Raw genomic sequence first — 12,880 nt, 5'->3', positions numbered from 1 at the left:
AAAGGTCAAGACCGAAGTGTTTTTCCTGCCGGCCTGCGTGTCCATTGAAAAGGAAGGCTCCATCACCAACTCCGGCCGCTGGATGCAGTGGCGCTATCCCGGCCCCAAGCCCCTGGGACAGTCCAAGCCCGACGGCGATATCGCCTATGAACTGTTCCTGGCCGTACGCGAGGCCTATACCAAGGCCAAGGGCGCGTTTCCCGAACCCATCCTCGGGGCCAATCTCAAGGACTGGGGCGACGGCCACAGCTTTGACCCCCAGAAGCTGGCCCGGCTGATCAACGGCTATTACGTCAAGGATGTCACGGTCAAAGCCCCGGACGGCACCGAAACCACCTACAAGGCCGGCAGCCAGGTCACGACGTTCGCCAATCTGCGCGACGACGGGTCCACCACCTGCGGCGATTGGATCTATTGCGGCTCCTACGTCGATCCCGATCCGGCCAAGGGCAACCTGGCCGCCCGCATGTCCCGGGACCAGACCCCGGAGCAGGCCAAGGTCGGGCTTTTCCCCAACTGGGCCTGGGCCTGGCCGCTCAACCGCCGGGTGCTCTACAACCGGGCCGGCGTGGACGCCAAGGGCCAGCCGCTGCAACCGCAAAAGGCCGTCCTGGCCTGGGACGAGGCCGCCAAGAAGTGGGTGGGCGACATCCCGGACGGCAGCGGCGCACCCGGAGCCATCCATCCGTTTATCATGCAGACCCACGGCCTGGGCCAGCTCTATGGCCCGGGCTTGAACGACGGCCCCTTCCCGGAACACTACGAGCCCCTGGAAGGCCCCATCGCCAGCCAGCCATTCTCCAAACAGCTCCATAACCCGGCTGCGCTGATCTTTCCGGGCGAGGAAGCCCTTCGCAGCGTGGCGGACCCGGCCTTTCCTGTGGTGTGCACCACCATGCGCGTGACCGAACACTGGCAAACCGGCCTCATGACCCGCTGGACGCCCTGGCTGCTGGAAGCCGAACCGCAGATGTTTTGCGAGATGAGCTTCGCCCTGGCCAAGGAGCGGGGCATCGAGAACGGCGACAAGGTGGTCCTTCAAAACAAGCGTGGTAAAATCTGGGCCATCGCCATGGTCACCAACCGGATGCAGCCCATGACCATTCTCGGCAAGACCACGCATCAGGTGGCCATCCCCTGGCATTTCGCCTGGGTCTGGCCGGCCGACGGCGGCGACTCGGCCAACCTGCTGACTCCTTCGGTCGGCGACGCCAATACCGGCATCCCGGAGACCAAGGCGTTTATGGTCAACGTGGCCAAGGCCTAGGCGTTAACCAGGGGACAGCGGCAGGCGGAAGAGGAAGGTCGGGGCGCAGCCCGGTCCCTGCCGGGTGGATGCTCCCCAGCCCTCTGTTTAGGGCGTCGTTGGGGATGGGCCGGGATTCCGGCATCTTCGGGAGAACGAGCGCAATGACGATGCGTGGGCCGAAAGGGCCGCCCCGGGCAAGGGGCCAAGCCGCCACAGCATCGCAGGAGATAGGTTATGTCGGGCAAATCGTTTTTTGTGGATCTGACCAGATGTACGGCATGCCGGGGTTGCCAGGTGTCGTGCAAGCAATGGAAGCAGTTGCCGGCGGAGAAGACCAGCCAGCGGGGCACGCATCAGAATCCGGCCGATCTGTCGTACAATACCATCCGGCTGGTGCGGTTTAGCGAGGTCGGCGATGGCGATGACTTCAAGTGGCTGTTTTTCCCGGAGCAGTGCCGCCACTGCGTGGAACCGCCGTGCAAGATGGCCGGCGATTCCATGCTGGAGGGGGCCATCCTGCACGACGCGGCCACCGGGGCGGTCATTTACACCGAAAAGACCAAAGAACTCGATTTTGAGACCGTGCGCGGGGCCTGCCCCTATGACATTCCCCGGCAGGACCCGGTGACCAGGCAGCTTTCCAAATGCAACATGTGCATTGACCGGGTCGAGGCCGGGATGTTGCCGTCGTGCGTGAAGACCTGCCCCACGGGCACCATGAACTTCGGCGACCGTGAGGACATGCTCAAGCTGGCCCAGGCGCGGCTGGCCGAGGTCCAGGCCAAGAGTCCCAAGGCGATCCTGGTGGACGCCGACTCGGTGCGGGTGATCTATCTGGCCGAGGTGGACCCCAAGTCCTACTACAAGTACCTGGGCGACGCAGCCGGGCCGCGCGGCCTGACGCGGTTGGCCCTGTTTGACAAGGTGCTCGGGCCGTTACGCCAGATGCGGGGGTAGGGCGGCTGGATGAAAATGACACGGGCCGGTCCGTAGGGGCCGGCCCGTTTGTATTTGAAAAACTGAGCTAGCCGTCTTTTTTCAGTGATTTTGTGAGTTCCAGGCTCGATTTTGCCGTCTCACGCAAAGTAGTCATCATTTCTTTGAACATGCTGCCCCATGGTGCTTGGGCTTCAGTGTTCAAATGGAAAAAAGCGTTATCCTGTGTTGTGTTCCAGTTAAAGGCCCGTTCGAGCTCTTCAATGGTGACGTTTCCACCCTTGAGGTGAACAAAAAGGCGCCCTTGACGTAGAGCATGGCGGCGATCTTTCATTTGCTCGGCTTGGGCGAAAAGGGTTTTTCCCATGCGAGCGGTGAATACGGCTAAAAGAATTATGAGCCCGTAAAAAGTAAAGTTTTTAACAAATCCTGATATCATAAAGTGTGTAGCCAGGGATGTATAGGTGATCATGTCTTGGTGCATCTTGTCTATTTTGTCCGTGGTGAATGAAAAGAAGATTGCTGATATCATGCAAAAAAATGCAGTACTGTATAGTATAAAGCCTTGTCTGCTATAAAGTCTTGCTTTTCTGTTTAAGTAGGCGAGCGCCTTCTCTACAAAGAGATCGGTGACTGCGAGATTGTAAGCTCTGATGCCTGGTGGTTGGAGTATGAATGGATGTTCTTGCGCCGATCCATGCGATTCTTCTTGTCGTTTCTGTGGGGTTTTTTCATCTAGTTGTTGCAGACAGTCTAGTGTTGTCGGAGAAGGTATCCCGTCCTCGTATTTGCAGCAGAGTTCATTGAAGACAGAATGCTGTTGAGATAGACCCTCAATTTCATTGAGTATCGTATGTCTAAGAATGAGCCTGCGATATACTTTTTTTGTAATGTCATCGTGGTCTGAGTCGTCTTCCCTGTTGTCAGGATATCTGTCGCCACTTAAGAAGTTGTAAATTGTTATAATCGGTTGGAAAAGATTGTAATTCAATTTTTTTGTAAAGCTTGAACCAACTCCACAAGCTATGCCTGTAGTCAGTCCGACGAAAATATGCGGTGAAATAATGCGTAAGTAGGTAGTTGCGAAGTAATTTACTATTCTAACAGATATAGCGATAAGCAGTACTGATCCTTTGTGTGTCGTGATCAAGAGTATTGCAAGTGACAAAATGAAAGATGTAATTGCAGGGAGAAAACCTGTATCGCCATTAGGTATGCTTGCTGCAATAAATCCTATTGTTATGCCGGAAATTATTCCTATAAAAATAAATGAAAATATATCAACGAATCCGTTGTTTTCTTTGAGGCTTGAATCTTTATTGGGCTCGCTAAAGTCGTCAAAAGATATCGTGTGCGATATTGCGTCCTTTGAGCGTCTGAGTATCTCGCTATAGCGATTGTCTTCATGGTTTGCCGGAATGATTGTTTTTTGGAGGGGGTGGTGGCCATGGGTGTCTCATTTTGTGTAAGATTCTTAAAAAATCGAGCAATATATATGTCATTATAGAATGTCAAGGTTGTCTGAGTCTGTGGCATGGGGTCATTTGCTCAACCTGGAGGCATCTTTCTTGTAAAGACTGCAATGCCCCCATGACAAAGGGCCGACCCTCACGGGCCGGCCCTTTGCTTTTTCTGTTGTGTATCCCGCTTGGTCTATTTGCCGCAGGAGCAGCCGCAGGAAGACGCCGCTTTTACGGGCTGGGACAGCGGGTTTTTCAGGTTGCGGTCCAGAGCCGCCAGCACGCTTTCCAGGGTGCAGTGGTTCATGATCTCGCCGTCCATCTCGACGGTGGGGCCGCTGGCGCATTGCTCAAAGCAAAACGACGCCCGCACGTCCACGGCGTGGGCCAGGCCCTGCTCCACGATGTGCGTAAGCATCCCGGTCAGGATGTCCTGGGCCCCGCGCAGATGGCAGCTCGTGCCCAGGCACACCCGCACGCGCACCTTGGTCTGGGTCGGGTCGCCGCTTAAGAGCACCAGGGTCTCGTCGCTCACCCGGCGACGGCTCTGGTAGTGGGTGTGGAGCAGGTCGTGGGCCTTATGCCCGCCGACAGCACCGAGGAACTTGTCGTAACACTCGGTCACGAACATGTTGTCCTGGGCCTTGTGCAGCGGGAAGGTCTTGTCGCACTGGTAGAGTTCCTTGGTGCGGCGCTTGCGGTCGGCCAGATCCTTGGGCACGGGCTGGCCCGCGCCGCCGATGCAGCCGCCGGGGCAGGCCATGACCTCGATCAGGTCGTACTGGCAGGTGCCGGCCACGACCTGCTCGGCCACGGCCCGGGCATTGGCCAGCCCATGCACCACGGCCAGACGCAGGGTCTTGCCGCCGACTTCCAGCACGGCCTCGCGCAGGCCGGACTCGCCGCGCACTTCATGGAAATCAACTGAGGTCAGCGGCTTGCCGGTGATCTTCTCGGCGGCGAAGCGCAAAACGGCCTCGGTCACGCCGCCGGATGCGCCGAAGATGACGCCGGCCCCGGTGCCAAAGCCAAAGGGCATGTCCAGGGACTCGGGCGGCAGATCATTAAAGCGCAGTCCGGAGCCGTCGATCATCCGGGCCAGTTCCTGGGTGGTCAGGACGAAGTCCACGTCCGGGGAGCCGTCTTTGGCGAATTCCGGCCGGCGGGCTTCGAACTTCTTGGCCGTGCACGGCATGATGGAGACGATGACCAGATCCTTGCGGGCGATGCCCTGCTTCTCGGGCAGCATCTCCTTGACCAGGGAACCGAACATCTGCTGAGGCGAGCGGCAGGAAGACAGGTTGGGCAGCAGGTTCGGGAAGGACTGTTCGGCAAACTGGACCCAGCCGGGGCAGCAGGAGGTGAACTGGGGCAGCTTTTCGCCGGCCGCGGCCCGGGTCAGGAATTCCTGGCCCTCTTCGATGACCGTCAGGTCGGCGGCAAAGGTGGTGTCATAGACGGCGTCAAAGCCCATGCGCTTAAGCGCCGCCACCATGCGGCCCATGATCGGATCGCCGGCCGGGGTGGCAAAGCACTCGCCAAGCCCGACGCGCACCGCCGGAGCCACCTGGGCCACGACATGCTTGGTCGGATCGGCCAGGGCGGCCATGACCTCTTCGATCTCCGAACGCGGCACCAGGGCTCCGGTCGGGCAGACATTGGCGCACTGGCCGCAGCCCACGCACTCGCCGTCGGCCAGATTCTTGCCAAAGGCCGGCAAGACAGCGGTCTGATGGCCGCGGAAGGCAAAGCCGATGGCACCGATGCCCTGGATTTCCGAACACATGCGCACGCAGTCGCCGCACAGCACGCACTTGTTGGGGTCGCGCACCAGCGACGGCGAGGAGGTGTCAAGGGGCACCAGGGTCTGGACCGGCTTGAAGCGGACCGAGGTCACGCCCACGCGCCGGGCAATGTCCATAAGCTTGCAGTCGCTGTTTTTAAAGCAGCTCGGGCAGCTCTGGTCGTGGTTGGCCAGGAGCAGTTCCACGGCGATCTTGCGGATCTCGCGCAGCTGCGGGGTGTTGACCTTGATGTCCAGGCCCGGCTCGGGCGGGGTGGAGCAGGCTCCCTGGACGCCGCGTCCGGCCACTTCGACCAGACACAGGCGGCAGGCCCCGTAGACCGACAGTTCGGAGTGGTAGCAGAAGGTCGGCAGGTCGATGCCGGCCTTGCGGATGATTTCAAGCAGGTTACGCTCGCCCTCGATGGCGACCTTGCGACCTTCGATGGTGACGAATTGCTGGGTCATGGTCATGGCTAGATTCCCTCCACCGCGCCGAACTTGCAGGCTGTGGCGCAGGCGCCGCATTTGATGCACAAAGCCTCGTCAATGACGTGGGGCTGTTTCTTCTCGCCGCTGATGGCGCCGGCCGGGCAGGCCTTGACGCACAGGCGGCAGCCCTTGCAGCGGGCGGCGCTGATGGTCGGCATGGCCAGGGCCTTGCAGCGGCCGGCGCTGCAGCGCTTGTCAAAGACGTGCTCTTCGTAATCCTTGCGAAAGTGCTTGAGCGTCGAGAGCACCGGGTTGGGCGCGGTCTTGCCCAGGCCGCACAGGGAGCCGACCTGGACGGCATGGCCCAGGGTTTCGAGCAGGGACAGCGTCTCGGCCGTGGCCCGGCCTTCGATGACGTCGTCAAGGAGCGCCAGCAGTTGCTTGGTGCCTTCGCGGCACAGCACGCACTTGCCGCAGCTCTCGCGCTGGGTGAACTCCATGAAGAACCGGGCCACGCTGACCATGCAGGTCTTCTGGTTCATGACCACTAGGCCGCCGGAGCCGACCATGGCCCCGACCGAGCGCAGGGAATCGAAATCAAGCGGCAGGTCGAGCAGGTCAGGGGTCAGACAGCCACCGGACGGGCCGCCGATCTGCACGGCCTTGAAGCCTTTTTCATCAATGAAGCCCCGGTCATCGGTGACGCCGCCGCCGATGTTGAGGACCACTTCGCGAAGGGTCGCGCCAAAGGGCACTTCAATGAGGCCGGTATTGGACACGTGGCCGGTCAGGGCAAAGGTCTTGGTGCCGGGCGAGGTCTCGGTGCCGAGCGACCGGTAGGCGGCGGCTCCCTCGCTTATGATGCGGGGAATCTGGGCCAGGGTCTCGACGTTGTTGATGATGGTCGGTTTGCGCCACAGGCCCTGCTGGGCCGGGAAGGGGGGCTTTGGGGCGGGCATGCCGCGCAGGCCCTCGATGGAGGCAATGAGCGCGGTTTCCTCGCCGCAGACAAACGCGCCGGCTCCTTCCATGACTTCCAGGCGAAAGGCCTGGCCCGAGCCGAACAGGTTGTCGCCGAGATAGCCGGCGGCCTCGGCGTCGGCCACGGCCTTGCGCATCCGCTTGACGGCCAGGGGATATTCCGCCCGCACGTAGATGTAGCCTTCGTCGGCGCCGATGCCCCGGGCGGCGATCATCATGCCTTCGATGACGCAGTGGGGGTTGCCTTCCATGAGGCTTCTGTCCATGAACGCGCCGGGATCGCCCTCGTCGCCGTTGCAGATGACGTATTTTTTCGGGCTGGTCTGGACCCGGGCGGCTTCCCACTTGCGGCCGGTGGGGAAGCCTCCGCCGCCCCGGCCGCGAAGGCCGGACTGGCTGATGACGTCGCACACGCCCTGGCAGTCCATCTCGGAAAAGGCCTTGCCGGCGGCCGAGTAGCCGCCGTGGGCCACGTATTCGCGGATGTCGTCGGGGTCGATGAAGCCGCATTCCTTAAGGACCGAACGGGTCTGGCGCTGGTAAAAGGGGATCTGGTCGGGACCGAGGCACTTTTCCTTGGTGCGCGGCTCGACATAGAGCAGGCGCTCGACCGGCTCGCCTTTGACCAGGGTCAGATCGACGATGTCCGCGACGTCGTCGGCCGTGACTTTGGTGTAAAGGATGTTCTCAGGCAGGATGGTGACCAGCGGTCCCATCTGGCAAAAGCCCTGGCAGCCGGAGTGCGAGACGCGCACACCGTCGCCGTGGCCTTCAGGCCGAAATTCCAGCACCACGTCGAGGCCGGCGGCGGCCATCTGGACTTCCAGGGCGTCGAGGACCTTTTTGGAGCCGTTGGCCACGCAGCCGGTGCCGGCGCAGACAATGACGCGGCGGCCGCCGCTGGTCGCCGTCGCGGGCGCGCCCGCCGTCTGGGAATCGAGAATGGGGCCTTCCATTATTGGAGCTCCTTGGCGCAGATTGCGTCGATAAGGCCCACGGCGCGCTGGGGGGTCATCTGGCCGTAGACGTCTTCGTTGATGACCAGGACCGGGGCCAGACCGCAGGCGCCGAGGCAGGCGACCGTTTCCACGGTGAACAGCATGTCCGGGGTGGTGGCTTTGGCCTCGGTGACGTGTAAGCGCTCGCGCAGGGCTTCGAGGATGGGGATGGACTGTTTGACGTGGCAGGCGGTGCCGTCGCACAGGCGCACGACGTACTTGCCCTTGGGCTCCAGGGCGAAGTGGGCGTAGAAGGTGGCCACGCCGAAGACATTGGCCTCGGGGATGCGCAGCGAGGTGGCGACGTAGGACAGGACTTCCTGGGGCAGGTAGCGGTATTCTTCCTGCAGCGCCTGCAGGATGGGGACGAGTCGGGCGGGGTGGCGGTCATAGTGGTCGAGAATCCCGCACAGTTTCTCGAACTTGGCGGTTTCCGCCAACGCGGCGGCCTGGCTGGGCTCCATGGATGGTCTCCTTTTAGGGCAGGAAGCGTTCTTCGGAGTTCGCGTTCGGGTTTTTGTCACGACACCCGCGCACCGCAAGGGGGTGCGCCGCGCCCAACCCGAGAGGCGCGGCGATCCCGCCAGGGCCGGCCGCGCCGGACGCCTGCGGGGGGGTGGCGAGGGCAGAGGCGGCCGAACGGGCCAGGGTTTTTGCTGCGTGGTCTGCCGATCCGGGCAGCCGGATGGAGGGGCGGGACCGGAAAAACCGTGGCAAAACGACGCAGCAAGATGCATGCTACTTTTTGGACAATCGTCAGCCTATTTTCCCAACACACTGGAATAGAAGAGATAAAAGTTGTCTTGACCGGGCGGGAGGGGATTGCGCGCAGGGGGTGGATGGTGCTGGGGCGGCTGTTTTGTTGCGATTTTGCATCAAAAGGGGGATTTCTGCGGCGTCGGAGTCGGGAATGGCCCAGACGCGTGGGTTTTTGCTTGTTGCAAAAATGCACATGCGTTGCAAATTCGCACAAGCCGCCCCTGGACAACCGGGCCGAACAATTTTTAGCGCCGCCAACTCTCTCGTGGACAGGCTGCATAACCATGTGGTTTTATCTAGCGTTGGCCGAGACCCGTTTCCCCCGCCGGGTGTTCCCCGACGGGCCGATGCCCAAAGGCCCCCGCCCATGGTTCATGCGCCTGCTGCCACCCGACCGCCGCGCTCCATCCGATTTCGGCTGGCCGGCCTTGTCTTGGCCTGCGTCCTGCCGGTGTGGGTTTGCGCCGGCTACCTCGTCTATTACGCTTACGACACGAAGAAATCCCTGACCCAGGGGTATATGGATGAAGCCGCCAGGAACCTCGCCCAGGCCACCGACCGCGAACTGACAATTGTCCAGGCCGCAACCGAAGGCCTGACCACCTCGCCGGCTCTGCAGACCAACGACTTCACGGCCTTTCGCCGCCAGGTCAAAACCCTGCTGGCCGGCTACCCCGACTCCGACATCATCCTGGCCGACGCCACCGGGCAGCAGGTGTTTAACTCCTACCTCCCCGAAGGCACGCCGTTGCCCCGGCGCGCCGCCGGCAAGAACGTGCGCCAGGTCTTTGAGACCGCCAAGCCGGTGATCGGCAACGTCTTTCGCGGGGCGGTCACCGGCCGCCCTCTGGTCAGCCTGGATATGCCCGTTCTCCAGGACGGCGTCGTGCACTACGATCTGGGCATGACCGTCCCTGCCGCCCGTTTCGAGGCCATGCTCGTCGACGAGCACTTGTCCCAGGGCTGGACCGCCGTCATTCTCGACGCCGCCGGCATCGTGGTGGCCCGATCCCGCGACAACGGGCAGTGGGTGGGCAAGCCCGCAACCAGTCTGGTGCCCGGGTTTGCCCAGGGCCAATTCCCGGACCAGCCCTTCGAGACGTCCAATCTCGACGGCGTTGCGGTCCTGGCCAGCTTTGCCCAGGCCGAGACCTCGGGCTGGAGCGTTGTGGTCAGCGTGCCCCAGGCCATCCTCCTGGCGGATGTGCGCCAATGGTTGTGGTGGACCGGGGGGGCGACCTTGCTGTTGTCCCTCGGCGGCATCCTCCTGGCCCTGTCCCTGGCCCGGCGCATCGCCGGCTCCATCGAGGGCCTGACCTCGCCGGCGGAAGCCCTGGGCCAGGGGTTGCCCGTGGTCTCGTGCCAGGCCGATCTGGCCGAAACCGCTGCCGTGGCCAGCGCCCTGGAAAGGGCCGCCGCTCTCCTGGCCACCCGGGCCGCCGAACGTCAGGCCGCTGACGAAGCCAGGCGACAGGCCGAAATCCGGCTGGCCGAGCGCGAACATATTTTTCGCATTGTGGCGGACAACTCGCACAACTGGGAGTTCTGGGACGGGCCGGACGGCCAGTGCCGCTGGGTGTCGCCGGCCTGCCAGAGGATCACCGGCCACCCGCCCCAGGCCTTCCTCGGGCCCGGGGGGCTCCCGATTCGCGAGGTCATCCATCCTGAGGACCGCCAGCGTTGGGACAAACATCTGGAGCAGCTTGGCCCGGACGACGGGGGCCATGACGAGTTGCATTTCCGCATCGTCACCAGCCAGGGCGAAACCCTGCACATCGGCCACGTCTGCAGCCGCATTGCCGGCGTTGGTGGGGAAGACCTCGGCCGGCGCGGCTCAAACCGCGACATCACCGAACAATACCGCCATGAGCAGGAACTGCGCCGGGCCAAGGAAATGGCCGACGCCGGCAACCGGGCCAAGTCCGAATTCCTGGCCAACATGAGCCATGAAATCCGCACGCCGATCAGCGGCGTCCTGGGAATGCTCCATCTCCTGGAAACCACCAGCCTGGACGCCGAGCAGCAGGAATATGTCGGCATGGCCGCCGGGGCCACCGCCCGCCTCAACCGGCTTCTGAGCGACATCCTCGACCTCAGCAAGATCGAATCCGGCACCCTGGCCCTGCGCGAAACCGACTTCAGCCTGGCCGACATCAAGCAGGCTGTCCTGGACATTTTCGGTCCCATGGCCCGCAAAAAGGGGTTGGGATTGGGCATCGAGCTTGGTTGCGGCCTGCCCGAGACCGCCTACGGCGATGACGCCAGACTGCGCCAGATTCTGCTCAACCTGGTCGGCAACGCCGTCAAATACACCGACGCCGGCACCGTCCAGGTCACCATCGCGCCGGCCGTCCTCGAAGGGCCGGCCGGGGTCGACATCCCGCGCCGCTACGTCTTCACCGTGGCCGATACCGGCTGCGGCATCCCCGCCGACAAGATCGAGGACATCTTTGTCCCCTTTGTCCAGACCAACGACTCCTACACCCGCCAGGGCGGCGGCGTGGGCCTGGGACTGGCCATCGTCAAACGCCTTGTCGATCTCATGCACGGGAGCATCGAGGTCAAAAGCTGGGAGGGCAGCGGCACCACCATGCGCGTCACCGTGCCCCTGACCCCGCGCGACCTGGGCCGGTCACCGGCCGTCGAAAAACAGGGTCGCCCCACCGTCCCGGCCGGGCTCACCGCCCTGGTGGTCGAAGACGACATGATGAACCGCACCGCTGCCAGCCGGATGCTCCAGAAAGTCGGCTACAGCGTCCTTGAGGCCGAAAACGGCGAACAGGCCCTGGAGATCCTGGCCAGCCATGCCGTGGACGTCGTGCTCATGGACGTCCAGATGCCGGTCATGGACGGCATCGAGGCCACCCGGCGCATCCGCACCGACGAGACCGGCCGCTACGACACGACCGTTCCCATCATTGCCATGACGGCCTACGCCATGACCGGCGACCGGGAGAAGTTCCTCGATGCCGGCATGGACGACTATCTGGCCAAACCAGTGGATGTTCCGGAAATGCTCAACTGTATGCGGCGGGTGGTGGAAAACCGGGTCGTGGCCAAGGCCTGCCTCCCGGTGGACGCCCCGGTCCTGGAAAAAAAGGCTTGACGCCACCGCCCGGCGGCGTTCCAAGCGTCCTGCGCCGGATGCGACGTCCGGCGTAAATTTTCCGCAAAGGCCCGACCCGTGCACCACGATCCGTCCAGCCCCATCGGCATTTTCGATTCCGGCCTCGGCGGCCTCACCGTTGCCCGCGCCGTCATGGATCTGCTTCCAGGCGAACCCATCGTCTACTTCGGCGATACCGCCCGCGTTCCCTACGGCGTCAAGTCGCCCGATACCGTCGCCCGCTACGCCGCCCAGATCACCCGGTTCCTGCTGGCCAAAAACGTCAAGCTGCTCATCGTTGCCTGCAACACCATGGCGGCCGTGGCCCTGCCGGCCATAACCGGCCTGTCCCCGGTGCCGGTGCTCGAGGTCATTGACGCCGGGGCCGAAAGCGCCCTGGCCGCCACCCGCTCCAGGCGCATCGGCATCATCGCCACCCCCTCCACCATCGCCAGCCATGCCTATGAAAGCGCCCTGGCCCGGCTTGGCGGCCCGGACGTCTACACCGTGGCCAAGGCCTGCCCGTTGTTCGTCCCCCTGGTGGAAGAGGGCTGGCTCGACCACCCGGCCACCCGGCTGGTGGCTGTCGAATACCTGGCCCCGCTGGCCGCCCACAATCTCGACACCCTCATTCTCGGCTGCACCCATTACCCGCTTCTGGCCCCGCTTCTGGCCGAGGTCGTCGGCCCCGGCATCCGGCTCCAGGACTCGGCCACGGCCGTGGCCCGCCGCGCCGCCGCCATCCTCGACGCCAAGGGCCTGCGCAACACCGCCGCCGCCCCGGCCCACAGCTTCCACGTCACCGACCTGCCCCACCGGTTCATTGCCGTTGGCGAGCGGTTTCTTGGCCGGCCCATGACCGACGTGCGGCTGGAAACGCTGGTGTAGGCGACAGCGGGCAGGAGCGGGGGAGGGGTCGGGGCGCTGCTTCGCCCCCTTTTCGTCTTTTCTGGCGCAACTTCCGCTCCTCGACTTGGCCACGCACCCGGTCGAATCAAACGTACCCCAGGTGGGATTCCAAAGGGCACTGCCCTTTGGCCGCCGGAGGCTCTCTTCGCCTTCTTCTTCCCCCCAATTACCCCTGGCGGGTGAAGAGCAGGGCGGCTTTGTGGGTGTGTTCCTCGGGGCCTTTGGCAAAACGGCCGTTGGTGAGGTAGCGCCTGGACCAGTCGGGTC

The 12,880-nt window shown here is 63.0% G+C and carries 9 protein-coding genes; 5 read left to right on the top strand and 4 right to left on the bottom strand.

Features of this window, described 5'->3' with window-relative positions; genetic code table 11:
• Together DVDV_RS19865 and DVDV_RS19860 are read left to right on the top strand one after the other, a co-directional pair.
• Positions 1-1,267 (top strand): molybdopterin dinucleotide binding domain-containing protein (locus DVDV_RS19865; protein WP_303046339.1); only part of this gene is annotated, 1,267 nt, incomplete at its 5' end.
• A 216-nt stretch (positions 1,268-1,483) separates the two neighbouring features.
• Entirely contained in the window at positions 1,484-2,206 is a 723-nt protein-coding gene (locus DVDV_RS19860) for a 4Fe-4S dicluster domain-containing protein (RefSeq protein ID WP_075356322.1), read from the top strand.
• Positions 2,207-2,273: 67 nt separating this feature from the next.
• Here DVDV_RS19860 and DVDV_RS22530 read toward each other — a convergent pair whose 3' ends face one another.
• Positions 2,274-3,335, bottom strand: a complete 1,062-nt coding sequence (locus DVDV_RS22530; RefSeq protein WP_139311685.1) for a hypothetical protein — start codon at positions 3,333-3,335, stop codon at positions 2,274-2,276.
• Positions 3,336-3,354: 19 nt separating this feature from the next.
• Here DVDV_RS22530 and DVDV_RS22525 point away from each other — a divergent pair, with 19 nt between their 5' ends.
• Entirely contained in the window at positions 3,355-3,579 is a 225-nt protein-coding gene (locus DVDV_RS22525; protein WP_139311684.1) for a hypothetical protein, read from the top strand.
• A gap of 259 nt (positions 3,580-3,838) precedes the next feature.
• Here the strand turns inward: DVDV_RS22525 and DVDV_RS19850 are convergent, their stop codons facing one another.
• From DVDV_RS19850 to DVDV_RS19840, 3 genes are read right to left on the bottom strand one after another with little or no spacing between them, the layout of a single operon-like run.
• Entirely contained in the window at positions 3,839-5,902 is a 2,064-nt protein-coding gene (locus DVDV_RS19850; protein ID WP_254845458.1) for a [FeFe] hydrogenase, group A, read from the bottom strand.
• Positions 5,903-5,904: 2 nt separating this feature from the next.
• Positions 5,905-7,797 (bottom strand): NADH-ubiquinone oxidoreductase-F iron-sulfur binding region domain-containing protein, encoded by a 1,893-nt coding sequence (locus DVDV_RS19845; RefSeq protein WP_075356320.1) that lies wholly within the window; start codon positions 7,795-7,797, stop codon positions 5,905-5,907.
• Positions 7,797-8,303: an NAD(P)H-dependent oxidoreductase subunit E gene (locus DVDV_RS19840; RefSeq protein WP_075356319.1), complete on the bottom strand. Its 507-nt coding sequence runs from the start codon at positions 8,301-8,303 to the stop codon at positions 7,797-7,799. The genes DVDV_RS19845 and DVDV_RS19840 overlap by 1 nt, the downstream gene beginning before the upstream one ends.
• Positions 8,304-8,965: 662 nt before the next feature.
• On the opposite strand from DVDV_RS19840, the gene DVDV_RS19835 reads away from it, so the two are divergent.
• Both DVDV_RS19835 and murI read left to right on the top strand, forming a co-directional pair.
• Positions 8,966-11,704, top strand: coding sequence for an ATP-binding protein (locus DVDV_RS19835; RefSeq protein ID WP_075356318.1), 2,739 nt, complete (start codon positions 8,966-8,968; stop codon positions 11,702-11,704).
• Positions 11,705-11,782: 78 nt separating this feature from the next.
• Complete coding sequence (gene murI / locus DVDV_RS19830) at positions 11,783-12,592, top strand: glutamate racemase (RefSeq protein ID WP_075356317.1); 810 nt, start codon at positions 11,783-11,785, stop codon at positions 12,590-12,592.
• Positions 12,593-12,880: the final 288 nt, after the last annotated feature.

It is taken from the genome of Desulfovibrio sp. DV, from assembly GCF_001936595.1.
In the GTDB taxonomy this organism is placed as follows: domain Bacteria; phylum Desulfobacterota; class Desulfovibrionia; order Desulfovibrionales; family Desulfovibrionaceae; genus Solidesulfovibrio.
This window is presented reverse-complemented; position numbering and strand designations above follow the sequence as displayed.

What these genes read in the sequence shown, in the direction of transcription:
- DVDV_RS19835 (WP_075356318.1), top strand. Translation starts at nt 8,966, where the DNA reads ATGGTTCATGCGCCTGCTGCCACCCGACCGCCGCGCTCCATCCGATTT.
- DVDV_RS22525 (WP_139311684.1), top strand. Translation starts at nt 3,355, where the DNA reads ATGAAAGATGTAATTGCAGGGAGAAAACCTGTATCGCCATTAGGTATG.
- DVDV_RS19850 (WP_254845458.1), bottom strand. Translation starts at nt 5,902, where the DNA reads ATGACCATGACCCAGCAATTCGTCACCATCGAAGGTCGCAAGGTCGCC.
- DVDV_RS19845 (WP_075356320.1), bottom strand. Translation starts at nt 7,797, where the DNA reads ATGGAAGGCCCCATTCTCGATTCCCAGACGGCGGGCGCGCCCGCGACG.
- DVDV_RS19840 (WP_075356319.1), bottom strand. Translation starts at nt 8,303, where the DNA reads ATGGAGCCCAGCCAGGCCGCCGCGTTGGCGGAAACCGCCAAGTTCGAG.
- DVDV_RS19860 (WP_075356322.1), top strand. Translation starts at nt 1,484, where the DNA reads ATGTCGGGCAAATCGTTTTTTGTGGATCTGACCAGATGTACGGCATGC.